The 24,160-nt window shown below is 37.0% G+C and carries 25 protein-coding genes and 1 tRNA gene; 12 read left to right on the top strand and 14 right to left on the bottom strand.

All coding sequences use genetic code 11. The annotated features are described in order from the left end of the window. Positions 1 to 531: 531 nt before the first annotated feature. From HNP36_RS01405 to HNP36_RS01415, 3 genes are all read left to right on the top strand, one after another. Entirely contained in the window at positions 532 to 915 is a 384-nt protein-coding gene (locus tag HNP36_RS01405) for a DoxX family protein (protein WP_184161389.1), read from the top strand. 78 nt (positions 916 to 993) lie between these two features. Further along, the gene (locus tag HNP36_RS01410; RefSeq protein ID WP_184161386.1) at positions 994 to 2,067 is read left to right on the top strand and encodes a sensor histidine kinase; all 1,074 of its coding nucleotides are present in this window, start codon (positions 994 to 996) and stop codon (positions 2,065 to 2,067) included. Next, on the top strand, positions 2,048 to 2,749 hold the full coding sequence (locus HNP36_RS01415) for a LytR/AlgR family response regulator transcription factor (protein WP_184161383.1): 702 nt from the start codon (positions 2,048 to 2,050) through the stop codon (positions 2,747 to 2,749). Before HNP36_RS01410 ends, HNP36_RS01415 begins: the two co-directional genes overlap by 20 nt. A gap of 266 nt (positions 2,750 to 3,015) precedes the next feature. On the opposite strand, the gene lgt is transcribed toward HNP36_RS01415, so the two are convergent. Continuing rightward, a complete protein-coding gene (lgt, locus tag HNP36_RS01420; RefSeq protein WP_184161380.1) occupies positions 3,016 to 3,852 on the bottom strand; it encodes a prolipoprotein diacylglyceryl transferase in 837 nt (278 codons plus the stop codon). A gap of 214 nt (positions 3,853 to 4,066) precedes the next feature. On the opposite strand from lgt, the gene HNP36_RS01425 reads away from it, so the two are divergent. Then, positions 4,067 to 5,005, top strand: coding sequence for an NAD-dependent epimerase/dehydratase family protein (locus tag HNP36_RS01425; RefSeq protein ID WP_184161377.1), 939 nt, complete (start codon positions 4,067 to 4,069; stop codon positions 5,003 to 5,005). A gap of 111 nt (positions 5,006 to 5,116) precedes the next feature. Here HNP36_RS01425 and HNP36_RS01430 read toward each other — a convergent pair whose 3' ends face one another. The 4 genes from HNP36_RS01430 to HNP36_RS01445 all read right to left on the bottom strand — a co-directional run bounded on the left by HNP36_RS01430 (position 5,117) and on the right by HNP36_RS01445 (position 7,914). Beyond that, on the bottom strand, positions 5,117 to 5,311 hold the full coding sequence (locus HNP36_RS01430) for a cold-shock protein (RefSeq protein ID WP_034741125.1): 195 nt from the start codon (positions 5,309 to 5,311) through the stop codon (positions 5,117 to 5,119). A gap of 73 nt (positions 5,312 to 5,384) precedes the next feature. Beyond that, a complete protein-coding gene (locus HNP36_RS01435; RefSeq protein WP_184161374.1) occupies positions 5,385 to 6,005 on the bottom strand; it encodes a DEAD/DEAH box helicase in 621 nt (206 codons plus the stop codon). Positions 6,006 to 6,557: 552 nt separating this feature from the next. Beyond that, on the bottom strand, positions 6,558 to 7,364 hold the full coding sequence (locus tag HNP36_RS01440; RefSeq protein ID WP_184161371.1) for an anti-sigma factor domain-containing protein: 807 nt from the start codon (positions 7,362 to 7,364) through the stop codon (positions 6,558 to 6,560). Position 7,365: 1 nt separating this feature from the next. Continuing rightward, a complete protein-coding gene (locus tag HNP36_RS01445; protein ID WP_317168967.1) occupies positions 7,366 to 7,914 on the bottom strand; it encodes an RNA polymerase sigma factor in 549 nt (182 codons plus the stop codon). Positions 7,915 to 8,189: 275 nt separating this feature from the next. Between HNP36_RS01445 and HNP36_RS01450 the strand changes: the two genes are divergently transcribed. The 3 genes from HNP36_RS01450 (at position 8,190) to HNP36_RS01460 (ending at position 10,395) form a co-directional block, all read left to right on the top strand. Continuing rightward, complete coding sequence (locus HNP36_RS01450; protein WP_184161368.1) at positions 8,190 to 8,759, top strand: fasciclin domain-containing protein; 570 nt, start codon at positions 8,190 to 8,192, stop codon at positions 8,757 to 8,759. An 84-nt stretch (positions 8,760 to 8,843) separates the two neighbouring features. Beyond that, the gene (locus tag HNP36_RS01455; protein ID WP_184161365.1) at positions 8,844 to 9,554 is read left to right on the top strand and encodes a ferritin-like domain-containing protein; all 711 of its coding nucleotides are present in this window, start codon (positions 8,844 to 8,846) and stop codon (positions 9,552 to 9,554) included. A gap of 25 nt (positions 9,555 to 9,579) precedes the next feature. Next, entirely contained in the window at positions 9,580 to 10,395 is an 816-nt protein-coding gene (locus tag HNP36_RS01460; protein ID WP_184161362.1) for a ferritin-like domain-containing protein, read from the top strand. Positions 10,396 to 10,573: 178 nt separating this feature from the next. Here the strand turns inward: HNP36_RS01460 and HNP36_RS01465 are convergent. Together HNP36_RS01465 and HNP36_RS01470 are read right to left on the bottom strand one after the other, a co-directional pair. Further along, positions 10,574 to 10,653: transfer RNA gene (locus HNP36_RS01465), tRNA-Leu, on the bottom strand. Between the two features lie 67 nt (positions 10,654 to 10,720). Further along, positions 10,721 to 11,488 (bottom strand): MBL fold metallo-hydrolase, encoded by a 768-nt coding sequence (locus tag HNP36_RS01470; protein ID WP_184161359.1) that lies wholly within the window; start codon positions 11,486 to 11,488, stop codon positions 10,721 to 10,723. A 54-nt stretch (positions 11,489 to 11,542) separates the two neighbouring features. On the opposite strand from HNP36_RS01470, the gene HNP36_RS01475 reads away from it, so the two are divergent. Then, positions 11,543 to 12,970: a TonB-dependent receptor gene (locus HNP36_RS01475; RefSeq protein WP_184161356.1), complete on the top strand. Its 1,428-nt coding sequence runs from the start codon at positions 11,543 to 11,545 to the stop codon at positions 12,968 to 12,970. Between the two features lie 11 nt (positions 12,971 to 12,981). Further along, positions 12,982 to 13,431 (top strand): GAF domain-containing protein, encoded by a 450-nt coding sequence (locus tag HNP36_RS01480; RefSeq protein WP_184161353.1) that lies wholly within the window; start codon positions 12,982 to 12,984, stop codon positions 13,429 to 13,431. Positions 13,432 to 13,695: 264 nt separating this feature from the next. Here the strand turns inward: HNP36_RS01480 and HNP36_RS01485 are convergent, their stop codons facing one another. The 6 genes from HNP36_RS01485 to HNP36_RS01500 form a co-directional block, all read right to left on the bottom strand. Then, complete coding sequence (locus HNP36_RS01485) at positions 13,696 to 14,433, bottom strand: ABC transporter substrate-binding protein (protein ID WP_184161350.1); 738 nt, start codon at positions 14,431 to 14,433, stop codon at positions 13,696 to 13,698. An 87-nt stretch (positions 14,434 to 14,520) separates the two neighbouring features. Beyond that, complete coding sequence (locus tag HNP36_RS01490) at positions 14,521 to 15,717, bottom strand: acyltransferase family protein (RefSeq protein WP_184161346.1); 1,197 nt, start codon at positions 15,715 to 15,717, stop codon at positions 14,521 to 14,523. Between the two features lie 188 nt (positions 15,718 to 15,905). Further along, positions 15,906 to 17,228 carry a magnesium transporter gene (gene mgtE / locus HNP36_RS01495; protein ID WP_184161343.1) on the bottom strand — a complete coding sequence of 441 codons (1,323 nt, stop codon included), beginning with the start codon at positions 17,226 to 17,228 and terminating at the stop codon, positions 15,906 to 15,908. Positions 17,229 to 17,395: 167 nt separating this feature from the next. Further along, on the bottom strand, positions 17,396 to 17,551 hold the full coding sequence (locus HNP36_RS19345; RefSeq protein ID WP_410494140.1) for a bacteriocin-like protein: 156 nt from the start codon (positions 17,549 to 17,551) through the stop codon (positions 17,396 to 17,398). Between the two features lie 58 nt (positions 17,552 to 17,609). Then, positions 17,610 to 17,774: a bacteriocin-like protein gene (locus HNP36_RS19350; protein WP_410494141.1), complete on the bottom strand. Its 165-nt coding sequence runs from the start codon at positions 17,772 to 17,774 to the stop codon at positions 17,610 to 17,612. A 335-nt stretch (positions 17,775 to 18,109) separates the two neighbouring features. Next, on the bottom strand, positions 18,110 to 18,661 hold the full coding sequence (locus tag HNP36_RS01500) for a pyruvate decarboxylase (protein ID WP_184161339.1): 552 nt from the start codon (positions 18,659 to 18,661) through the stop codon (positions 18,110 to 18,112). Positions 18,662 to 18,836: 175 nt separating this feature from the next. Here HNP36_RS01500 and rpsO point away from each other — a divergent pair, with 175 nt between their 5' ends. Together rpsO and HNP36_RS01510 are read left to right on the top strand one after the other, a co-directional pair. Next, entirely contained in the window at positions 18,837 to 19,106 is a 270-nt protein-coding gene (rpsO, locus tag HNP36_RS01505) for a 30S ribosomal protein S15 (RefSeq protein WP_184161335.1), read from the top strand. Positions 19,107 to 19,198: 92 nt separating this feature from the next. Next, the gene (locus HNP36_RS01510) at positions 19,199 to 19,969 is read left to right on the top strand and encodes a hypothetical protein (protein WP_184161332.1); all 771 of its coding nucleotides are present in this window, start codon (positions 19,199 to 19,201) and stop codon (positions 19,967 to 19,969) included. 54 nt (positions 19,970 to 20,023) lie between these two features. On the opposite strand, the gene HNP36_RS01515 is transcribed toward HNP36_RS01510, so the two are convergent. Next, positions 20,024 to 21,439: a sugar MFS transporter gene (locus HNP36_RS01515; RefSeq protein ID WP_184161329.1), complete on the bottom strand. Its 1,416-nt coding sequence runs from the start codon at positions 21,437 to 21,439 to the stop codon at positions 20,024 to 20,026. A 425-nt stretch (positions 21,440 to 21,864) separates the two neighbouring features. Between HNP36_RS01515 and HNP36_RS01520 the strand changes: the two genes are divergently transcribed. Then, on the top strand, positions 21,865 to 24,108 hold the full coding sequence (locus HNP36_RS01520; protein ID WP_184161326.1) for a polyribonucleotide nucleotidyltransferase: 2,244 nt from the start codon (positions 21,865 to 21,867) through the stop codon (positions 24,106 to 24,108). Positions 24,109 to 24,160 lie beyond the last annotated feature (52 nt).

Genomic DNA, 24,160 nt, shown 5'->3' on the forward strand with positions numbered 1-24,160 from the left:
ACTGAAAAGAAAGAATTACTATACTATTACAGATGGCAAAGCCAGTGACCTATTAATTAATATACAAATATACGAAAATAAACCGGATAAACCTATTTTAAATCATTGATTATCAAAAATGTATTTTCTTACATAAGGCAGAATAATCATTTATCATTCGGGATATAATAAAAAAATCCCCAGCGTACTGAGGATTATGAAAAATAATATATTATAAAAATGAAGTGGTGTATAATATGGTTCATAAAGCAGCAAATGCTATGCCTAAAACTCACTTATTTTGGATTTTCTTTACGAAAATGCCCAATTTCAGAGCCTTTTACGGCTGTATCCGGCTGGTATGTAACGGGATATATCTATTATGTGGTAGGACTGTTTTTTTTAATTTAATTTCGGGTTTTAAAGAAATAAATGCAGGAATTCCGGAATTTATAACAACTTCCGTTTCTGGCTCCGTTCTTTTATATACACTTTCAAACCTTTTATATGTAAGAATTACGCTTCTTTTTTGTGAATCTTTAATTTAGATTCATGAAAAAGAATTTCTACCTCCGTTCAGCGCTTTCAGTTATTTTACTGATGCATAGTGTGATATCTGTTTTCAGTGGGGATGTCAATAATTTTGGGCGTCTTTATCTTGATACCATTGGTTTCAGGCCTTTCGGGCTTTACCTGGCCTGGGCTGTGAAACTTATTCATCTTTTTTCCGTATTCCTGATCTGGTCGGACCGGTATATTAAAGCAGTTTCCATCTGCAATATGTTCATCCTGATTTTAGGAATTTATTTCATCCACTGGCAAAATGGCTGGTACGTAGTAGGAGGGGGTACTAATGGCATCGAATTCAATGTTCTTTTAATATGCTGCTTTCTTCAGCTTATCTTTACTAAACAGGAGGAAAAGTGCTGTTCATAGACCATTATAAGGGTTTGGCTGCCTGAATTTTTATTTTCCGCCGAAAGATGGTATTTTGCATAGCAAATCCTATTACCCTTGAAGCCAGGCAGAAAATCAAAGTTATATGTCCATCTGCTCTTTTGGATACTGTACTATATTCTGGAAGTTTATCTGGACTTTTACTGGTCAAGGTATCAGTTTCCTGATGTAGAATGGGGAATCAGACTCCGGAATACAATTATTCTGGAACTTGGATATCTTTTGGTTAAAATTCCACTGGCATATGCCCTGCTGTATATATACGAGAGAACAGATATAAAAAGAATCCTTACTTATTTTCTCTCCGTTGTTATTATCATTGCTGCCGTTCTTGAGCACAGATTCTTCACCCATTACATAATCTATCCTTATATTTATGATATTGCTGAAACACTGGACGGAAAACAGTCTTCAGGATTTATCAACGGGCTTGTAGCATTCAATTCCTTTATGGATCTTATCTTTATGGCAGGTCTTATTTTTGGAGTCGAAATTACGAGGCAGAAAAATTTGCTGAAAGAGCAGATATCACAGTTAAAATCAGAAAAACTGGATCAGGAGCTTACCATGCTCAAAGCCCAGATCAATCCTCATTTTTTATTCAATACGCTGAATAATATTTATGGAATGGCCCTCAAAAAAGCTGATGAAACACCAGATGTAATCCTGCAGCTTTCCAAAGTGATGAGATACAACATTTATGAAGCGTCTGAGCGGTATATTTCCATAGATAAAGACATAGAAAATATTAAAGATTTTCTCCAGATTCAGAAGATCCGCCATTATAACCTTGTGATACGGTTTAATGAAGATATTGATCATCCTTCTCAGGAAATTTCACCGCTTATTTTGATTCAGTTTGTTGAAAATGCTTTTAAACACGGAGTATCTGAAACTTTAGGCCAGGGTTTTATTTACATTGATATTAAACTGAATAACGGAGTTCTTCGTTACCGTATTGAAAATTCAAAAGAAGAAAAGCCCCACGGAAACTCCACAAAAATAGGATTAAAAAATATCCGCAGACAGCTCGAACTGCTTTACCCGAAGCATATTCTCACCGTTGAAAGTACAACCGAAAAGTATATTGTAACCCTAATTATTGACCTTAATGACAACTTCCGCATCTAAAAAATACAGCTGTATCATTGTAGAAGATGAACCGATAGCAGCAGAAATCCTGGAAAATTTTGTTTCAAGGGATGAAGAACTTCAGCTTATCGCAAAATGTTCCGATGCCGTTTATGCCGGAAATCTCCTGAACAGACATACTATTGATCTGATGTTTCTGGATCTGCATCTTCCGGTTATAAAAGGTTTCGACTTCCTTAAAAAATTAAAAAATCCACCTCTGGTCATTGTAACTACTGCTTATCATCAATATGCTGTGGAAGGCTATGAGCTTGATATTGTGGACTATCTAATGAAACCTGTTCCTTACGACAGGTTTACCAAAGCCGTTGAAAAATTCAAATACCTCATGTGTGCTGAAGAAGCATTGCTGGAAGCTGCGGACCGTGAGCATATTTTTATCAGCAGCGGTAAAAAGCAGATTAAAATTGTTCTTCATGACATCTTTTTTATTGAAAGCCTGCGGGAATATATCCACATTCACACCAAAGCCGGAACAATTACTGTAAAAATGGCGATCAGCAGGATAGAAGAAAGCCTGAATCCCGAAATGTTCGTGAGGATTCACAAATCCTATATTATTTCCAAACCGAAGATCGAAGTACGCTCTGCCGGCATGGTACAGGTAAACGGTAAAAAACTTCCGATTGGCAGGACCTATAAACCGTCTATTGAATTATAAACCTTCATAGACCAAAAGCCTTATTTGATAGCTGTTTCTTTTATCTTCATTTAATTTTAAGCAACTTTGGTTTGTTAAACATCAGTACATAAAAATTTGAAAAAAGAATAACCGATTACGATAATTAGAATATATGTGGATGTTAGTATTCTGGCTGTAGAATACGGATTGGCTTAATGATCTTAAGCCAGTTTTTGTTTAGTGTAATTCAGGAAAAACCCTCTGAAATTATTAATTTCAGAGGGTTTTAATATTATTTTTTAGTGTCAGGAAACTTTTATTTCCCTTTTGTCCCGGATACTTTTAATAATAAAGAACAGTCCCAGGAATAAAAACGGAATACTTAAGATCTGTCCCATGTTCAGGCTCATTCCCTGTTCAAAATCAACCTGGTCTACTTTTATAAATTCAACAAAAAAACGGACAATGAAGATCAGCAAAGTGGTAATCCCGAAATAAAAACCTTTTCCGGCTTTGAAGATATTTTTCTTATAAATAGAATATACCAGAAAGAAAATGATCAGATAAGAGATTGCCTCATATAGTTGGGCCGGATGTCTTGGAATATCGTCAACATGCCTGAATATAAATGCCCACGGAGCATCAGAAGGTGTTCCTATGATTTCAGAATTCATCAGATTGCCCAGCCTGATAAATGCTCCTGCCAAAGGTGTTGCAATAGCGATAACGTCCAGAACAGTCATGAATTTAATAGAGAATTTTCTGGCATAGATCAGAAGCATGATAATGAGCCCGATTCCGCCACCGTGGCTTGCCAGGCCCGCATACCCTGAAAAATGATAGGCTCCGTCTGGCCCTTTCTGAATGGGAAGGAGTATTTCAATAGGATGCTGGGAATAATATTCAAAATCATAAAAAAGACAATGCCCCAATCTTGCACCCACTAAAATCCCAATGAAGGCATAAGAGAAAAGAGCTTCATGAGCCTGACTGCTCAGATTTTCTTTTTTATAAATAGATTTTAAGATCGTGTAGCATAAAACCAGACCGGCAAGAAACAACATTCCGTAATATTTCAGGGGAAACCCGGCAATATTGAAAATTTCAGGACTTACGTCCCAGTTAACATATAATAAGTTCATTGAAGATAATTAATCGAATTATTTTTTCAGGCAAATATAGCGGGATATAGCCGTTTTTAAGGAACAGAAGTGAAACTTTAGGATATTTTAAGGGAATATATCATGTTTTGACATAATTTTCATTTTAAATCTGAATAAGGATAATGTGATAACTTTCGTAAATTGGGATAATTTTGTTCTGTACAATTTTCCCGGAACAGTAATATGAAACATTATGCAAACAATACTAGGCGCCAACGGACAGATTGGTGAAGAATTGGCAAGAGAACTTAAACGGAACTATACATCAGATATCAGGATAGTCAGCAGGAATGCTGCAAAAGTGAATGCTACGGATACTGTATTTTCAGCAGACCTTTCGGACAGGGAGAAGGCGATTGAGGCTGTAAAAGGGAGCGAAGTAGCTTATTTTACCTTAGGATTACCCATGAATTCGGATGTATGGGAGAAACGGTTTTCAGTAATTTTAAGGAATGTAATTGATGCCTGTAAGATCAACGGAACGAAGCTTGTGTTTTTTGACAATACTTATATGTATCCTCAGAACAGTACGGTTCTTACGGAACAAACTGCTTTTTCGCCTGTCGGAAGAAAGGGAAGGGTGAGACAGGAAATGGCAGATATGCTCCTGAAAGAAATGAAAACAGGACAACTGGAAGCCGTCATTTGCCGTGCCCCTGAATTCTACGGACCGGGCAAAACGCAAAGCATCACCAATACTTTGATCTTTAATAATATCAGGGATGGGAAAAAATTAAAAGTTCCCCTGAAAGATAACACACTGAGAAGCCTGATCTGGACACCTGATGCCAGCAGGGCAACTGCGTTGATCGGAAATACTCCTGATGCATTCGGGCAGACATGGCACCTGCCGGTAGATCAGGATAAACTTACTTATAAACAATTCATTGCCTTAGCATCCCGGATTTATGGCAGGGAGCTAAAGTACTCTGTCATTCCGGAATTTATATTTAAGATAGGTGCTTTCTTTAATAAACAGGCAAAAGAACTTCAGGAACTGCTTCCAAGGTATGGCTATGATAATATTTTTGATGATTCTAAATTCAGAAAACGCTTTCCGGATTTTAAAGTCACATCTTACAGGCAGGGAATAGAGCAGATAAAAGAGGAACAGCGGGCAAAAATGCCATAATTTTATTATAAACAAAAACCTCTTACAACGGGGTAAGAGGTTTAGCGGGTATCATCAAAAATAGAAAATTGTTCTGTTTAAATAAGTGCCCGTTTAAACGGTATATTCAAATTATGCCAACTTTACGTTAACTGCATTTAAACCTTTGTCGCTTTTTTGTACTTCGAAAACTACTTTATCGTTTTCACGGATAGATCTTGTGTCTAATCCTGAAGAGTGTACAAAAATATCTTTCCCTCCGTCTGCTGGAGAAATAAATCCGAAGCCTTTTGCTTCATTGAAAAATTTTACGGTGCCTTCTTGCATTGTAATAAGTATTAAAAATTATTGTATTAATTATTGAGGATTTTTTCTGAATTTTTTTAGAGAAACAATCCGTCTATATGATTTCTATTGGGTTTTTCAACATGGTATCCGCAAACTTCCGTATGTTGAACGACATGGTTGCGGAAAAAAATAGAGTTTGTCTTTTTAGGGGAACCAGTTTTAAAATTTTTTTTACATCTTCTGAAAATCCCATATCAAGCATTTTGTCAGCCTCATCCAGAACCAGTATTTCTATTTTGGACAGGTCGATATGTCTTTGGCTTACTAGGTCCAGTAATCTTTCGGGGGTTGCGATAAGGATATCCACTCTCTTTCTCAGGGCTGCCAGCTGGCTTCCCGATAATACGCCTCCAAAAATGGAAAGCTGCGATAATGGTAAATATTTACTGTAGATTTTAAAACTTGCTTCCAGTTCTAAAACAAGCTCCCGTGTTGGAGCTAATATTAAAATTCTTATTTCTTTATGATCTGATGTATTTCTTTTTAGAATCTGGAGTATGGGCATTGCAAACGCCGCCGTTTTTCCTGTACCGGTTTGAGCGTATCCTACAATATCCCTTCCTGCTAAAATGTGTGAGACAGCCATGTACTGTATCTCCGTAGGTTTGGAATATCCGGCTTCTGTAACAGCCCGGACTATGGGATTTATTAAATTTAAATTTTTAAAACTCATTGTATTCTACCGGATATCCGGTTCTGAGTGGCCAAATCGGTTAGGATCTGAATTGTTGTCCTGTATTAAGAATAATGAATATCAATTCAGATAATCTCTATTTTTAATTTGTTATTTTACTTTGCATTAACCTGGACAATAAATTCAGCTGGGGAAAATATTTGCTGAGCTTTGCAATATCATATCGTTCTTGTTCTCAAGCAGGATCTTTACAAACCCATACCGTTTTTGAGCTTTATAATTACTTTTTTACCCTGAAAATCAGGAAAGTAGTACTAAAAAATATTTTAAAATAAATTTTAATCGGGTAGCTGGAAAAGCAAAACTGAAAGAGAAAAATGATGATTTTAAACTATGACAGAATAGCAAAAGGCAGAGACCTGTTTTTATAAATGCATTGCAAAGCTACAATAAAGAAACTGAATAATAATGGGTTTAAATTGTTGATTATCAAAAATTTATTCGTAAATACCGCACGCTTATTCATTTAATCAGCAGTTGTATCTGAAAATTAAAAGAGAACAGGTCTGTTAAAGGATAAAAATATATGAACTAGATTTCGCCCATTACATACATGTTTTCCATGGTAGGAACTGCACTGCCGCCCTGTTTTTCCAGGGTTATGGCAAATGCCTGTGCTTTCGGAATACTCGCAAGGGCTGTTCTGCTGTCTTTTTCTTCCGTATACATTCCGGCACTTACAGGTTTTCCGTCTGCAATAGCCCATAACTGGTACTGCATGCCTTCCGGTGCTTTTGGTAAACTTTCGGCATTGAGATAAACTTCTTTTGTTTTTTTATTCCAGAAAACCATTGCTTTGGAATCCGTGTGCTTTTCCACACCTTTCAGCATCACCATCTGCATATCAGGATTGGAGAGCATACTGATTTTCTGATTCATTTTTTGAATAGCAAGTTCCTGTGAATTTTTATCAGCCTGTATTTTTGCAATTTCTTCTTTCGTTTTTGCCTGACTATTCATCCAGAAAAGATTTCCGGCAGCACTTACAAGGAATAATACTGAAGCAGCAACCGCATACGTTTTCCAGTTGCTTTTTCCTTCAGTCCTCATTTCTTCCTGAGGTCTTACGACAGGAATATCAGGAATAATTGGCTGTTTTACTTCGTCAGTCTGCTCCTTTTGGATCTTATCCCAGATCTTAGACTTTAAATCTGGTGGTGGTGCTACGGCCTGGCGTGATGCCAAATCTTCCAAAGTTTTTTGCGCTTCTTCAAAAGCTGCTTTTACCTCTGCATTGTTTTTCATCACACACTCCAAAATCCCTGCTTCTTCGGGAGAAGCAAGACCTAGAATATAAGATTCTATAATTCCGGATGATATGTATTCTTTTGTGTTCAATTTATTGATAATCTTTTAACAAATCCTTTAATTTCATAAGTGCATTCCGCATTTTGGTTTTCACCGTTCCCAGGGGTATCTTCAGCTTTTCAGATATTTCATTCTGGGTATATCCCTGGTAATAAGCCAGGTTAATAAGTTCCTGTTTATCAGTTTCCAGACCTTCAAGCACATTGTTGAATCCGATAAAGTCAGAAGAGTTATTGGTCGTTGAAAGTTCTGCAGAATTATATACGAAATCCGGAAGCGGCTGGTTTTTAAGTTCGTTTTGAAAACCTTTTGATTTTAAATAATCTATTGCCGTATTTCTGGCAATATTAATCATCCATGTGTAAAACCTGCCTTTTGATGAATCATACTGGTGAACAGCATTCCAGATTTTAACAAAAACATCCTGAATAATTTCTTCCGTATATTCTTTTGACTGTACAATTCGGAGGACTACACCATACAGTGCCCCTGCATAATGATCGTATAAATAATGAAAGCCTGATTCGTTTCTTTCTTTAAGTAATACGATAAGCTCTTCTTCCGAATAGGTTGTTTTAATAGCGTGATATTTTCATGTCAAATGTAATAAAATAAAACATATTACAAATAACATCCGAAAAATCTTTTATATCGTAAATGTTTTTATGGATTAAGTTAAAATTATCCAATACAAAAAGATCATACACTTTTTATGCGGTACTAAAATTCAAAACAAATGAGCGGTTTTAAAATATTTAATAAAAAAATCAAATTTTTAAATCTGAAACAAAACCAACCTCGTAAATGGTAGATAAGAACACAATTCAAATAGATATTAATTTAAAAAATCAACACATGGACACAAGATCAAAAATCGCAGTTCTGGCAATGATAACTTTATCATTTGCTTTCAGCGGGAAGGTAACTGCACAAACGATGAAAGAAAAAACAGTGATGGTAGGCGGTGCAGCAATGTATCCCTCCAAAAATATTATTGAAAATGCGGTAAATTCTAAGGATCATAAGACTCTGGTAGCTGCTGTAAAAGCCGCAGGTTTGGTAGAAACCTTGCAGGGGGCAGGACCTTTTACCGTATTAGCTCCTACCGATGCAGCCTTTTCAAAACTTCCGAAAGGAACCGTTGAAACTCTGGTAAAGCCTGAAAATAAAGAAATGCTTACCAAAATCCTGACATATCACGTTCTTGCAGGAAAATACAGTGCAAAAGATATCTGGGCTGCTGTAAAAGCAGGAAACGGAAAAAGTATGATGAAGACTGTGGAAGGCGAAGGATTAACATTTTGGACCAAAGGAAAAGACCTTTATGTACAGGATGCCAAAGGAAAGAGTGCAAAAGTGACGATAGCTGATGTGAATCAGTCAAATGGTGTAATCCATGTGATTGATACGGTGCTCATGCCGTAATGTTTTAGTTTTCAAACAGCATAAATCTTTATGCTGTTTTTTTTCTCCTTTTTAAATAATCCTAACACTTAAATCTATAGTATTATGAAAAAAACTATTAGTGTTTCTAACCAGGGAGCAACCCTGGATACAAGCAGAAGAAATTTTTTGAAACTGGGAGGTATAGGCCTGGCTATGGCAGGGCTTACACTCATCGGTTGTGATGATGATAATGACTTCGAATTCATGGATGATAAGATTTTTGATCTTGGAGCGGGAGACGTAGGAGTTCTGAACTACGCCTATGCACTGGAACAGCTGGAAGCTGATTTTTATACCAAAGTAGTCAATAATTTTTATTCCGGAATCTCGAGTGCTGAAAAGCAGGTCTTTACAGATCTTTATCATCATGAAGTCATTCACCGGGACTTTTTTAAAGCAGCTATCGGCGGAGTAACCGCGAATATTTTGCCCACTCTTGAATTTCAATATCCCAGTGTGAATTTTAATGACAGAAATTCTGTTCTGGCTACAGCAAAAGCATTGGAAGATACAGGAGTAGCCGCATACAACGGTGCAGGAAAGTATATTACCAATCCGGCTTATCTGGTAATTGCCGGAAAGATTGTTTCTGTAGAGGCAAGACACGCTTCTGCAATCAGAAATATCATCAACCCGGGATCAACAGATTTTTCAGGTGATGATGTAATTGATGCCAACGGACTGGACCTTGCCAAAGAGCCTAAAGATATTGTTATGGCGGCAGGAGGGTTTATAAAAACTCCTTTCACATGGAAAGAAAGAGGAATCAGCTAATTATTCATTTTCAAAATCTACAGTTATGAACATTCTTAAATTACTCGATAAGCTTTCTAATGATAAATTTTTTACCAAAGAAGCAACAAGATTAGAAACCCTTACCAATATTTCAACATTTGGAAAAAAAACTGCCGTGGCTGCTATTCCGTTAGGATTGGGAGCGCTAATGACAACTCCCGCCAAAGCGGAAACTTTAGACAGTACAGTTTCCGGAAGCGTTTTTAAAAATGCCCTTACAGATGCCTTACAACTGGCATTGGTGCTGGAATATCTGGAAAATGAATACTATGCAATGGGACTGGCAGCAGCAGGGTTGATTCCCAATTCAGACCGGCCTGTTTTCATGCAGATCTCTAAACACGAATCGGCTCATGTTGGATTTCTGAAAAGTACACTGACTTCTTTAGGAGAAACTCCGGGAGCAAAACCAACCTTTGATTTTACCGCGGGCGGAAGTTTCATGCCTTTTACAGATTATAATCAGTTCCTTATCCTTGCCCAGGCCTTTGAGGATACCGGCGTTCGTGCCTATAAAGGGCAGGCTGGAAATGTAATGGCTAACAAAGCTGTTTTGCAGGCAGCACTGCAGATACACTCGGTAGAGGCAAGACATGCTTCACAGGTAAGAAGAATGAGAGCAAATAAAGGCTGGATAGAATTGGCGGATGGAGGAAATATGCCCTCTGCAACCAATCCTGTGTATGCTGGTGAAGATAACGTAAATCAGGCCGGATTCAATACTGGAACTGCCTTTGGAGCAGCAGCAGGATCTGCGGCCTATGATGAAATTTTAACAGGAAGTGAAGCTCAGGCAATTGCAGGCCTGTTTATTGTCTGAAGTGATTTTTTTATTATTTTAGGTGTGAATCCTATCCTTAGACTTTTTGAGGATAGGATTTTTAGGATACAGTGATTTTTAATCTAAGAATAGTGCCTAAAAGTTTATTTACAGAACAAACGATCTTTTGGATTAAATGAAAAACCTCTGAAAATCAAATGATTTCAGAGGTTTTTTGTACCCGGAGCCGGGCTCGAACCGGCACGGTTTCCCACTGGTGTTTGAGACCAGCGCGTCTACCAATTCCGCCATCCGGGCTGCTTTAAATTGGTGTGCAAATATAGAAACTTTTTTTAATGTTCAAAAGCTTTTTAAGAGAAAAATTTTAAAATTCTATCTCCAGACCGTCGTAAGCCAGATGCATTCCTTCCGGAAGATCCTTATCTTCAATATCATGCAGTCCGAGATGGTGACTGATGTGTGTTAAGAATAGTTTTTTAGGCTTAAGCTCTTTAAACAGGGCAATTACATCAGGAAGAACAAAATGGGCAGGATGCGGATCGAATTTTCTGATGCAGTTTAGAATCAATACATCCAGATTTTGGAGTTTTTCCTTTTCCGTATCCGAAATAAAATTGGCGTCCGTAATGTATGCCAGGTTTTTAAACTTATATCCGAAAACTGTAATTTTGTAATGAATCACTTCAACAGGAGTGATTTCCGTATCTAAAACTTTAAAAGGTTTATTCTCAATTTCGTGAAGCTCAAAAGCGGGGGCTCCGGGATATCTTACATCAGTGAAGGCATAGGGAAAACGTTTCTTGATCTCTTGTCCGACTCTGTGATAGCAATAGATAGGCATGTCTTTTCCGCTTTTAAAGATCAGAGGGCGCATATCATCAAGCCCGATCACGTGATCATTATGTTCGTGGGTGAGAAGCGCAATATCAACATTATTTTCATGGTTGAGAAGCATCTGTTCCCTGAAATCAGGTCCGCAGTCGATCAGTATTTTCCGGCTTTCCTCTGTAGTAATCATTACTGAGGAGCGGAAGCGTTTGTCTTTGGGATTTTCGGAAGTACATACTTCACATGTACAGCCTATAACGGGCACACCCTGGGAAGTACCGGTTCCTAAAAATTTCAACTTCATTTTCTTTTGAGGTTGGTTTAATTTTGGTAAATTTACGAAAAATTTTACGTCCTAATGTATCAGAAACTTACTCCGAAACAAAAAGCATTGACAATTAATCTAGATCCTACTATTTATGGTACTTTCGCGGAAATTGGAGCAGGGCAGGAGACTGTTCGTCACTTTTTTAGAGCAGGAGGGGCTTCCGGTACAATTGCTAAGGCAATGTCTGCTTATGACAAAGATTTCAGTGATGCCATTTACGGGAAAGAAGCAAAAAACAGGTATGTTACCCAGAACCGTCTCCGTAAAATGCTTCGTTATGAAGTAGCATTGATCGAAGAAAGGATTTCAAGGGACAATAACCCGAACAGAAAATTTTTCTCTTACGCGAATACGGTAACCACCATTAATTTTGATAAAACATTAAAGGGCCACGGCTGGGTAGGAATCCGTTTTCAGACAAAGGAAAATGAAGATTACAATGAGATCGTGATCCACGTAAAATTCAAAGAAAATGATGCTACCTTACAGCAGGAAACTTTAGGAAACCTTGGAGTAAACCTCATTTTCGGAGCTTTCCATTACTACGACAACCCAAGAAATTTAATTGAATCTTTATACGATGACATTGCAAAAGACGGTCTTGAAATTGACATGATCGATTTCAGCGGTCCTGCCTTTGACTATGTTGACAACAGGTTAATGTCTCTACAGCTTGTAAAGCATGGAATGACAGATGCAGTGATCTTTAATTCCCAGGGAAGCAATATGCTGCCTGCCGATGTTTTATACAAAAAAAATATATTTGCGGTAAGAGGAAGCTTCAGGCCGGTAACGAAAGTGAATATCGACATGCTTAAAAATGGCCTTGAGATGTTCCAGAAAGATGCAACATGCACTCATGAAGAGACGGAAGTGCTTATTGAAATTACTATTTCAAACCTTAGGGCAGATGGAGATATTGATGAAAGGGACTTTATGGACAGGGTAGATATCCTTGGCAAACTTGGTTATACCGTAATAATTTCAAACTTCTCGGAATATTACAGGCTGATCGATTATTTTGCGTCCTATACAACCGAAGATATCGGTGTTGCTATGGGGGTGAATAACCTTTTGATGGTATTCGATGAAAAATATTACCAGGATCTTTCAGGCGGTATTCTTGAAGCATTCGGGAAATTTTTCAGAAACGGAATGAGAGTTTATCTTTATCCTTATAAAGATCCTGAGACCCATGAATTGCTGGATTCTTCAAATCTTAAAGTAGAAGAAAATTTAAAAGAGCTTTATAAATATTTCAAACACAATAACCGTATCGTAGACATTATCAACCATAATCCGGAGTTCCTGGAAATTTACTCAAGAGAAATCTTAAGAAAAATTGCAGGTTGCATTAAAGGTTGGGAAAATCAGGTTCCCGAAGGTGTTGCAGAAATGATAAAAGAACGTGGAATGTTCGGCTATAAAGAAGAACTTTCCTTTAAACAATTCTCCTAAAAATAAATAAAATGTCAGAAATAAAGAAAAGACTTTCTTCCATCCTTGAAAGTCCAAAGCATAATACAGAAGAGAAGCTTGAAAAAGTTTGTCACTTGCTGGATCAGGAAATCTCTTACTTCAACTGGACGGGTTTCTACTTTAAAAACGGAGACAAAGACGAGTTGATCCTGGGCTCATATGCAGGAGCGCCTACAGATCATACCATTATCCCTTACGGAAAAGGAATCTGCGGGCAGGTGGCTGTTTCCAATGAAACATTCGTAGTTCCGGATGTTCATCAGGAGAGCAATTATTTAAGCTGTTCCATTGATACAAAGGCCGAAATTGTTGTGCCAATTTTCAAGGACGGTAAAAATATTGGCCAGATTGATATAGACTCCCATACTATAGATCCGTTTACGGCTGAAGACCGTGAATTGCTGGAGTGGCTTTGTAATGAGGTTTCTAAGATTTTATAACTGAATTTTCAGATTAAAATATAAAAAAATAGCTCCGGTTTCAGACCGGGGCTTTTTATTTTAATCTGGTGGCTGAGGCTCTCGAAGCCACCAGTTGAGTGGGTTGAAGTGTTTTTTTTCAAAGTTGGGATTTTTTTGACCACCCCGTCAAATCTTCGATTTGCCACCCCTCCACGGGAGGGGAATTCTGATCTGCGAATGTATATCGGTGTGAAAATCTTTGATTTTGGAAAAATTAAATACTCCTCTTCTCTTGCGGTAAAATTATCGCTGCATGGCATGAATATCAGCCAATAATTCCCTAAAATAATCTCCACATTTTGCAATATGTGTTCCGTACCATGAAAATGCTTCTCCATCCACGATTATGATTTTTTTGTCGGGATAAAAAGTTTTCATCTCTTCAATATGTTTTTCTTTAAAAGGAAACGGTTCAGAAGAAAGCATAATAACATCTGCATCAGCAAGATCTCCCATCCGGATTTCAGGATAACGGGTTTTATCTTTACATATATTTTCAAAGCCTATTTCTGTTAAAATTCTATGAATAAAAGTATCCGAACCGATCGTCATATAGGGATTTTTCCAGATGAGGTAAGCTGCCTTTACTGTTGAATGAAGTTTAGCCTGCTCCAGAACATCATAAATTTTGAGGTTAAACTGTTGTGCTCTTTCTTCTTTGTTAAACAGATTTCCGAGTGCTTTAAGAAGGTAATAATTATCTTCAATGGTTTCAATATTGGTTACCAGAACTTTGAAATCTTCCATCAGCATTTCCACCTGCTCTTTGATGTTTTCCTCTTTATTGGCCAGTATGAGATCCGGTTTTAATGCTTTGATCTTATCAATATTGATATTTTTTGTTCCGCCGATAACCGGTACGTTTTTTACTTTATTTTCGGGATGAATACAGAATTTTGTCCTGCCGATGACTTCATTTTCGGTAAGACCTAAATCGAATAAAGCTTCTGTAACAGATGGAACCAATGAAATAACCCTCATGTCAGATTTAGAATGTTTTGCTATGTATCCCAAATTTAAAAATAAAAAGATAAAACAATTCATTCATAGGTTAAATCTTTAGAATGATTATTTGTTTTCTATAATCGCAGGCTCATTCTTTTTATTAAAAATAAATTTTTCTCTAAGATTCGTTGTAGGTACTTCAAAGAATTTATAAAGGATGATTGAAAATGTAATCGTAAGTGCCCAATACAGAAAATAGAAAATAGGGGATATAATATTATAATTGGTTGTAAAATCTCTCCACGGGATATTTTTTAAAATAATTCCTTTTATAAGGGCCATGTGCGTCAGGTACATTGAATAGGAAATAAGGCTGATAATGGTGATCAGATTTCCGATTTTGTACTTTGATTTTTTTAAATTGGAAAGGTAAGGAAGCAGCAGTAATGTAGCTATTGAAGTCAGGCTGTAATCAAAGACTACATTGTAAAGGTGTAGTGGTTCAGGGAATATTGCCGACAAAAAAATCCATTTTTGGATCAGGAATATAGAAATACCGGATATTAATAAAATAATTGGGATGGATTTCCACAGTTTTGAATAATAATAACTTAAATACGCGCCGATAACTCCATACATAATGCTGTCCAGTCTGAAAAGTACCTGGTGATTGAAAGTCAGCGCCTTTTGAAGATCTTTTTCAGCATGAATAGTATATCTTAAAAAAGTAATGAAAAACAGAACGGCCAAAGCCGTGATCAGTACTGAAGTTTTAGGTTTTAATTTAATGAAAATAGTCAGAATGAAAATTAAAAAAGGAACGGTAAGATAAAACCATTCTTCTACACTCAGGCTCCAGGATTCTGTAAAGTAACCGGGAGTAGGGTAATACAGGTTCTGACAGAAAATATAATAGCTTTTTATAGTCCCAAAAGAAAATGCGGGATCTGTAAGGCTGTAGCAAACAGTGAGGATGCTTAAAATTAAAAAATAGGCAGGTAAAGTTCGGAACCATCTCTTTACCCAAAAATCCAGCAGTAACGAAAATTTAGGGGTATTGTTTTCTAACTGTTTAATTAAAATACCGCCGATTAAAAAGCCGCTTAACACAAAGAAAATAGTAACACCGTCAAATACGATATAGTTAAGAAAACTGTCTGCCTTTTCAGAAAATATAAATCTGCCGTGAGAGATAATAACCGTAGTGATTGCAAAAAATCTGAGTATATCCAGTCCGAAAATCCTGTTGTGATTGAGCTCTTTAGAGAATAGAGAATACAGTTTATCCAGTTTAATTGTGTTAAAAAAACTATTCATCATTCGTATTTGTGAGTTATTAGTAAATAAGTTACAAATTAACTAATTTTTTGATAAATATCTATTTAATTTTAATGAATATTAATTAATTGTAAATGTTTATTATTGTACCGGTTCCTACAGTTGCATATTATGATTGATTAATCATAAATTATTCAATTGATTGTGTAATAATTTAATAAAAATTAAAATTATAAAAGTTTCCCGGTTAAGAAAAGCCCGGCAACGGAAAAATAAATAATAAGCCCGGTAACATCTACAAGGGTTGCTACAAACGGAGCAGAAGAAGTGGCAGGGTCCAGGTTTAGTTTTTTCAGAATAAAAGGAACCATAGAACCGGACAGTGTTCCCCAAAGAACGATCATCACAAGAGAAACGCCTACGCTTAAACCTACATAAGGCCAGTATTCTCCATAATTGAAAAAACCTGCCTCATGCCAGATCATAATTCTTAAAAAGCCGATAACTCCAAGAATACCACCGAGGAATAAACCGGTGAAAATTTCTTTTTTCATCACATACCACCAGTCTTTAAGGCCAATTTCCTGAAGCGCCATAGCCCTGATGATAAGGGTTGCAGCCTGGGAACCGGAATTCCCTCCACTGGAAATAATAAGCGGTACAAATAAAGCAAGTACCACAGCTTTCTGAATTTCATCTTCAAAATAGCCCATTGCAGAAGCGGTCAGCATTTCCGAGAAAAAGAGAATAATCAGCCATGTTCCTCTTTTTTTCACCATCTCCATCAGGGAAGTCTGCGTATAAGGATCATCCAATGCTTCAAGACCCCCGAATTTCTGGATATCTTCCGTATTCTGCTGTTCAATCTGGTCAAGGATATCGTCAATAGTCACAATACCTACAAGAACACCTGCTTCCGTAATAATGGGAAGGGCAGTTCTGTCGTATTTTTCGAAATAAGTTACCGCATCTTCTTTTGAGGTAGTGGTGGTTATGGCAACAAAATGATTGTCTGTTATATCTGATATCAATGTGTCTTCTTCAGCTAAAAGCAAGCTTCCCAAAGCAATATCATCAATCAGGCGGTTTCTTTCATCCACTACATAAAGGTGGTTCATGGTTTCCACTCTTTTACCAACCTTTTTGATCTGCTGGAGACACCTTTTTACCGTCCATTCCTTACGGATCTGGATATAATAAGGGGTCATCAGACGGGCAATAGAGTCAGAATCATACCCTAAAAGCTTCAGGGCGATCCTTCTTTCCTGCGGGTTAAGATGATTGATGGAATATTTAATCAGTTCATCCGGAAAATCTTCAAAAAGAGAAGTTCTGTCGTCCGGAGTCATTCCGTTCAGGATTTCAGAAACTTCCTCACTTCCGATACTTCTGATGGTATCTTCTTGAAAATCAGGATCAAGATGGGAAAAAACTTCCGCTTTGTATTCTTTCGGAACCTTTAAAAACGCCAGTAGCCTCTCGTCAGCAGGAAGGTTGCTAAGAGTTTCGGCAATATCGGCAGGATTAAAGATAAGTTCGTCTCTGGAATTCAAAACGTGAAATTTTAGGATATGCAAAAATAATCCAAAAATTTAAGACTGTAAAGGAAAGCGGTAAAATTAAGGATTAATTAAAGTCTGAAACAGGATATAATGTTCTCATGAAATAAAAAACACCCGCTGGTGCGGATGTTCAAAAATTAAATTTAGTTCATAAATACCTATAGCCGGACTGGCTCTAAACATTTAAATGGGGAGCATTTCCCATTACAACAAAATCCGACAGAACAAGGTCTTGTTGGTCCGCATTGGCTATAGTCAACTCCGCCATTGATCTGTCTTTGTTGCTCTCTGTTGAGTTTCTTCAAATTTTTCATTATGTAGTTTTAAATTGTAGAATTAGGAAAGAACATTATTTATCATAAAGTACCTATATTAATCTTGAATAGGTCCGCATAAAGGATAGGGGGAAGGTAGACATGTTTTTCCTTCACAACATTCACCTGGCCAGCATTGTGATGAAGTGTCACATCTTCTTTCGATTCCACTTCCTTTGATTGTTTTCTGTTGCTTTCTGCTAAGCTTTTTTAAATTTTTCATATTATATAAGTTTTAATTTGTAGAACTAAAGTAATAAAATTAATTTAATTATTCACCAATTGATGAAAATATTTATTCAATAATTACTACATTTTGAGTGAGTTACGTGAATAGAATGAAAAAATACAGTTAAATAAAGATTTGAATGAATGCTTTACACTTCTGGAATGCCGCAATCTTTTACACGACTAATTTCTTTTGATTATATTAAAAAAATAACCAAAATGTATTGAGAAAATGGGTCGTTAAAAACGGTTAATGTAAGCAGTGAAATGTGAATTGCCAATTTTATAAACAGCTATAAATTGGCTTGTAAGGCAAAATTAGTTCTTAACTTATAGTTCTGCCCCGGTTGAAGTCTTAAGCTTTCTGAGTTTTTTCAGAATATCTTTTATTGCACCCTCGGTTCCTATTTTAATGGAATTTTCAGTGGAGCCCAGAAGACGCATATTTTTCCGGTACGTATCATAATCTGCTTCTGTAATCAGGTTTCCTCCTGAATCAAAAAGCTTCATGCTTACCACCACCTGATTGGAAAACACATATTTGCCGATTCCTACCTTGAAATATCTTACTTTGGGAACAACGGCAAAATCTGCATCGTTATTCATGCAATAATCGGTAATGGTTTGTTTTTCAATACTGTCGAAAGGGATCTGTACTTCTGCTCTGAGCATTTTATTCTTTCTTCCGCTGAAATTATCCGAAACGGCAGTGAAAAAAGCAAGATTGGTAGGTTCCTTAATTTCTTCAATATCAGGTTCTACCTCAGGATTGAAGTATAGGATTTTTTTTGTTTTACTGTCTGCATTTTTCTGCGCTTTCACCGAAATAGCACCGATAAGTAAAAAAGTGCTGACAGTTGTAAAAAGTATAATTTTTCTCATTGTGTAATTCGTATGCAAAATTACTGCCTTTTCACCGGATGACATACAATTTATTAAGAAATTTTTAACATTTTTTTCTATCAAATTTGATACATGGAATCAATAATGTTTTGCTGAATAAAAAAATAGTTGTAATTTTGCAGCCGTTACATAATAATCATTAAACAATATTGGAATGTACTTAACAACAGAAAAAAAGCAGGAAATTTTCGCAAAACACGGAAAATCTGCAACAGACACAGGAAGTGCTGAAGGACAAGTTGCACTTTTCACTTACAGAATTAACCACTTATCTCAACACCTGAAGGCTAATCGTCATGATTTCGCTACAGAAAGATCTTTGGTAAAATTGGTAGGTAAAAGAAAAAGTTTACTAGATTACCTTAAAAATAAGGATATCGCAAGATACAGAGCGATCATCGCTGAACTAGGTTTAAGAAAATAATCTACAAAGATTGTCAAGATAAAGCAGCTTCGAAAGAAGCTGCTTTTTTTTATTTGGGGAAATCTTCTATATTGGAAAAAAAAATAATAACTATGAAAATACGTTTTAAAGATGAAAAACGGACAATATCGGGAAAATTGCTCAAGGATGAATATAGAGTTGTAGCCAGAGAGGAAGATCTCGAAGGTGGCTATACCTATGTTTTCTTTGATGAAAACTTTCAGGACATGAGAGTTAAAGATATTGCGGTGGAAATTATCGATAATGATATGTCCGACATGGTTCAAAGAAATGATCTTTCATATGGAAGAGATCTGTATGTTAATGAATTTTTGGCAGAGCTCCTGGAACTGAAAAGAGGACATATTATCAGCGTACAACATATTCGGGCGGCAAGTAAAGCCTTCAGGTATTTTGAAAAATATAATTATGAAATTCCCGATCATTATAAGAATACAGCCCTGAATGAAAACTATAAAATGAATCTGATTGAAGGCTTTCTGATGGCAGTAAACCCCTATATTGAAAGAAAGTTTATCGGCGGAAATTATTTTGAAAGCTTTGAGTTTTATAAAGGAAATGCAGTTTCAGAAATAGAGCTTAAGCCGGGGGAAACTATTACTGAGCTTGATGTTACCGGATACAAAATGCTTTTGAAAGACTTTATTGAAAGTACTTTACATGATACAGATTCTAATGAAATAAACTCTAAAATGTTTTCGAATACACTTTTTGGTTTAATTGATTCTCTTTTTATATACGATATCAGCCGGATTTTTTCCTATAAAACTTTCTATAATAATTTTTTTGTGATAGAGCACAGAAACGAATATTATTACCTGAATCAATTTTGGTGGGGATAAACAAAAAACCTGTTAGAAATAACAGGTTTTGTATTTTGTAAAGGTTAGCCGTAATTAATGTCCTGATTTGGATTCAGTAGTTTCTACATGTCCTAAATACTTACTGCAGTAGGCCCCAAAAATCAGAATCACCAGATAGCAGAACACCGGAATGATAAACGAATGCTGTACCCCAAACTGGTCCGCCAGGTATCCCTGGAAAATAGGAACAATAGCGCCCCCTAAAATAGCCATTACAACCAAAGATGATCCCTGGCTGGTATATTTGCCCAAACCTGAAATAGCAAGTGTATAAATATTGGAAAACATAATAGAATTGAAGATCCCGATTCCCAGAATACTATACATCGCCAATTCACCATGATTAACCATTGCAGAAATAAGAAGTACAACATTTACAGCTGCAAAAATAGATAATGTTCTTGCCGGAGCCGCTTTACCGATAAAGAAAGCAACAAAATTAAGCGCAATAAATACAAGGAAAAAACTGATCTGTGCAAAACTCAGATCTACAATACTGAAAATAACAAGGAAAACAGCTGTTGCTGCACCCAGCATATATATTGCCTTTTTCCCTTGGCTTAAGGACTGATTTAACGAAATAGCTCCAAGAAAACGCCCGATCATAGCGCCTCCCCAATATAGCGAAAGGTAGTTTTTACTGATCGCTTCATTAAAATTCATCGTTTCTTCAAGAAAACTGATGATAAAACTTCCCACTGCCACTTCGCCACCCACATAACAGAACATGGCAAAAACCCCGAATTTCAGATGATTGTACTTCAAAGCACCCCAGCCCTGTACAGTTTCTTCAGATTCCGTCTGGAATGACGGTAATTTCACTCTCGAGATTAATAAAGCTACCAATAAAAGGATTCCGGCAAAAATAAGATAAGGAATTCTTGTTGCTACCGCGCTGAAAGTTCCGTCCGGCTCAGAGAAAAGCTCGAAGATCAGATGGCCTCCCAAAACCGGAGCTATTGTTGTTCCGAAAGCGTTGAAAGCCTGAGTCATATTAAGGCGGCTGGAGGCAGACTCTCCGCTGCCAAGCAATGAAACATAAGCATTGGCCGTAATTTGAAGAACTGTAAAGCCCAGTCCAAGAATAAATAAAGCACCTAAAAATAACGGATAATAAGAAAAAGTTGCTGCCGGATAAAACAAGACACAGCCAAAAGCTGCAAGGAAAATACCGAACATGATTCCTTTTTTGTAACCTGCTTTATTAATAGGGTCTCCCTTTGAGATCGAGATCAGGAAATAAATAAGCGAACCTATAAAATACGCTCCGAAAAAACAGAACTGCACCAGCATTGACTCGAAAAAGGTGAGCTTAAAAAGCTGTTTCAGATAGGGGATCAGAATATCATTCATACAGGTGATGAATCCCCACATAAAAAAGAGCAGTGTTATTGTCATTAAAGGAACCGTGTAATTCCTGCTCTGTGTTTTTACTTCTTTATTGATCATAAACATTTATTTATTTTGAAAAGAATTATTAAGCTCTTTCGGTTATTTTCGTGTGCTGTATCTGTAGTTTGAGAAGCAGGGCAAATAATAAGACAGCGACCCGCTTTTCTGCAAACAGTATCCTTTATTTAGTATAAAGATTCTATTTTCACTTTTTGAGACAATAATACGAAAATGACCGGGTTCTTTGATGAATTTTCTTTGAAAATAATTTTTATCAGTAACGAAATTGGATAAATAAGAGGAATGTTCTGTAGATAATGTTTACATCTTTGATAATAAAGTGCCCGATCTCATCATCCGGAATGCTATTTCTGAGGCTGAAAATTTAATATTTCATTATTATATATTACCTTTGCAGACGAAAATTTAAAGAGTTTAAATATTAATTCATACTCAATACGGAGTATTAAGACGACAAATTTATGAGTATACCTCAAGCGTTTACAGAAACGATTACTCTTGCAGACGGCAGAGAAATCACTATTGAAACGGGGAAATTGGCAAAACAGGCTGATGGATCTGTGGTAGTAAAAATGGGTGGAACAATGCTTTTAGCAACTGTTGTAGCCAATAAAGAAGCAAATCCTGGTGTAGATTTTTTACCGTTAACGGTAGATTACAGAGAAAAATTCTATGCAGGTGGAAAAATTCCCGGAAACTTCTTCCGTAGAGAAGCAAGACCTTCCGATCAGGAAATTTTAACAATGCGTTTGGTAGACAGAGTTCTGCGCCCGCTTTTCCCTGAAGACTTCCATGCTGAAGTTCAGGTAATGATCTCCCTTATCTCTTACGACGGAAAAGCAATTCCGGATGATTTAGCCGGTTTGGCTGCTTCTGCGGCAATTGCTATTACAGATATTCCTTTCAACGGACCAATGTCTGAAGTAAGAGTGGTAAGATTTGACGGTAAACTGGCAATCAATCCAACCTATGAGCAACTGAAAGATTCTGAGCTTGATATTATGGTAGGAGCTACCAAAGACTCTATTGTAATGGTAGAAGGAGAAATGAAGGAGATTTCTGAGCAGGAAATGCTGGAAGCCATCATCTTCGGTCATGCTGAAATCAAAAAACAGATTGAAGCTCAGGAAAGATTAGCTGAAAAAGTAGGTAAAGCTTTCCCGAAAAGAGAATACAGCCACGAAGATCACGACGAAGCTATTCGTGAGAAAGTTTGGAAAGAAACGTACGATAAAGTATACGAAGTAGCAAAAACTCCATCCGGAAAAGATGAAAGAGGAGAAAAATTCAAAGCGGTTCGTGAAGAATTCCTTGCACAGTATGCAGATGATGCAGAAGAACTGGAAAGAGTAACCCCTTTCGTAAAAGTATATTATCATGATGTAGAAAAAGAAGCAATGCGTCAGATGATCCTTGAAGACAATATCCGTCTTGATGGCCGTGATCCTCAGACGATCCGTCCGATCTGGTCTGAAATTGACTATCTTCCGGGAGCTCACGGTTCTGCAGTATTTACAAGAGGTGAAACCCAGTCCCTGACTGCCGTAACACTTGGTTCCGTAAAAGATGCAAACATGGTGGACAGCGTTATCTCTCAGCACGACGAAAAATTCTTCCTGCATTATAACTTCCCTCCATTCTCAACCGGTGAAGCAAGACCTTTAAGAGGAACTTCAAGAAGAGAAGTAGGACACGGAAACTTGGCTCAAAGAGCATTACAGGCAGTTATTCCTGAAGAAAACCCATATACCATCAGAATTGTTTCCGATATCCTTGAATCAAACGGTTCATCTTCAATGGCAACAGTTTGTGCAGGAACACTGGCATTAATGGATGCAGGTGTACAGATTACAAAACCGGTTTCAGGTATTGCAATGGGGCTTATTACAGATACAAAATCAGGTAAATTTACCGTACTTTCCGATATTTTAGGAGACGAAGATCACCTTGGAGATATGGACTTCAAAGTTACAGGTACTGCAGACGGTATCACAGCTTGTCAGATGGATATCAAAATCCAGGGACTTTCTATGGATATCATGGAAAAAGCTTTGATGCAGGCTAAAGACGGAAGATTACACATCCTGAATAAAATCACCGAAACTATTGCTGAGCCAAGAGCAGATGTGAAACCTCACGCTCCGAAAATGGTAGTAATGGAGATCTCTAAAGACTTCATTGGTGCAGTAATCGGACCTGGTGGAAAGATCATTCAGCAAATGCAGAAAGATACGGATACCATTATCGCTATTGAAGAAATCGGAGAGATCGGACGTATCGAGATTGCAGGAACAGACAGAGAGAAAATCAATGCTGCTGTTGCTAAAATCAACGAAATTACCTTCGTTCCTGTAGTAGGAGAGGTTTACAAAGGAAAAGTAGTGAAAGTAATGGATTTCGGAGCTTTCGTAGCCATTGCGAAAGGTACTGAAGGACTTCTTCACATCTCTGAAATTGAGTGGGCCCGTCTTGATAAAGTTCCTTATGCAGAAGGGGATGAGGTAGAAGTGAAATTCATGGGTTATGATGACCGTAAGAAAATGAAGCTTTCAAGAAAAGTACTTTTACCAAGACCTCCAAGACCGGAAGGAAAACCAAGACCGGAAGGCCAGGGAAGACCTGACAGACCGGCAAGAAATGAAGGAAATGCACAGCCGGAAGGTGAAAAACCTGCCGTAGATCAGCAACCATCAAATGAAGCTTAAGATTAATTCTTATATATAATAAAATCCCTCAAATTGAGGGATTTTTTTTGTC

The sequence above is a fragment of the Chryseobacterium shigense genome, from assembly GCF_014207845.1.
Classification (GTDB): domain Bacteria; phylum Bacteroidota; class Bacteroidia; order Flavobacteriales; family Weeksellaceae; genus Chryseobacterium; species Chryseobacterium shigense_A.

What these genes read in the sequence shown, in the direction of transcription:
- HNP36_RS01405 (WP_184161389.1), top strand. Translation starts at nt 532, where the DNA reads ATGAAAAAGAATTTCTACCTCCGTTCAGCGCTTTCAGTTATTTTACTG.
- HNP36_RS01415 (WP_184161383.1), top strand. Translation starts at nt 2,048, where the DNA reads ATGACAACTTCCGCATCTAAAAAATACAGCTGTATCATTGTAGAAGAT.
- lgt (WP_184161380.1), bottom strand. Translation starts at nt 3,852, where the DNA reads ATGAACTTATTATATGTTAACTGGGACGTAAGTCCTGAAATTTTCAAT.
- HNP36_RS01425 (WP_184161377.1), top strand. Translation starts at nt 4,067, where the DNA reads ATGCAAACAATACTAGGCGCCAACGGACAGATTGGTGAAGAATTGGCA.
- HNP36_RS01430 (WP_034741125.1), bottom strand. Translation starts at nt 5,311, where the DNA reads ATGCAAGAAGGCACCGTAAAATTTTTCAATGAAGCAAAAGGCTTCGGA.
- HNP36_RS01435 (WP_184161374.1), bottom strand. Translation starts at nt 6,005, where the DNA reads ATGAGTTTTAAAAATTTAAATTTAATAAATCCCATAGTCCGGGCTGTT.
- HNP36_RS01450 (WP_184161368.1), top strand. Translation starts at nt 8,190, where the DNA reads ATGGACACAAGATCAAAAATCGCAGTTCTGGCAATGATAACTTTATCA.
- HNP36_RS01455 (WP_184161365.1), top strand. Translation starts at nt 8,844, where the DNA reads ATGAAAAAAACTATTAGTGTTTCTAACCAGGGAGCAACCCTGGATACA.
- HNP36_RS01460 (WP_184161362.1), top strand. Translation starts at nt 9,580, where the DNA reads ATGAACATTCTTAAATTACTCGATAAGCTTTCTAATGATAAATTTTTT.
- HNP36_RS01470 (WP_184161359.1), bottom strand. Translation starts at nt 11,488, where the DNA reads ATGAAGTTGAAATTTTTAGGAACCGGTACTTCCCAGGGTGTGCCCGTT.
- HNP36_RS01475 (WP_184161356.1), top strand. Translation starts at nt 11,543, where the DNA reads ATGTATCAGAAACTTACTCCGAAACAAAAAGCATTGACAATTAATCTA.
- HNP36_RS01480 (WP_184161353.1), top strand. Translation starts at nt 12,982, where the DNA reads ATGTCAGAAATAAAGAAAAGACTTTCTTCCATCCTTGAAAGTCCAAAG.
- HNP36_RS01485 (WP_184161350.1), bottom strand. Translation starts at nt 14,433, where the DNA reads ATGAGGGTTATTTCATTGGTTCCATCTGTTACAGAAGCTTTATTCGAT.
- HNP36_RS01490 (WP_184161346.1), bottom strand. Translation starts at nt 15,717, where the DNA reads ATGATGAATAGTTTTTTTAACACAATTAAACTGGATAAACTGTATTCT.
- HNP36_RS19345 (WP_410494140.1), bottom strand. Translation starts at nt 17,551, where the DNA reads ATGAAAAATTTGAAGAAACTCAACAGAGAGCAACAAAGACAGATCAAT.
- HNP36_RS19350 (WP_410494141.1), bottom strand. Translation starts at nt 17,774, where the DNA reads ATGAAAAATTTAAAAAAGCTTAGCAGAAAGCAACAGAAAACAATCAAA.
- HNP36_RS01500 (WP_184161339.1), bottom strand. Translation starts at nt 18,661, where the DNA reads ATGAGAAAAATTATACTTTTTACAACTGTCAGCACTTTTTTACTTATC.
- rpsO (WP_184161335.1), top strand. Translation starts at nt 18,837, where the DNA reads ATGTACTTAACAACAGAAAAAAAGCAGGAAATTTTCGCAAAACACGGA.
- HNP36_RS01510 (WP_184161332.1), top strand. Translation starts at nt 19,199, where the DNA reads ATGAAAATACGTTTTAAAGATGAAAAACGGACAATATCGGGAAAATTG.
- HNP36_RS01515 (WP_184161329.1), bottom strand. Translation starts at nt 21,439, where the DNA reads ATGATCAATAAAGAAGTAAAAACACAGAGCAGGAATTACACGGTTCCT.
- HNP36_RS01520 (WP_184161326.1), top strand. Translation starts at nt 21,865, where the DNA reads ATGAGTATACCTCAAGCGTTTACAGAAACGATTACTCTTGCAGACGGC.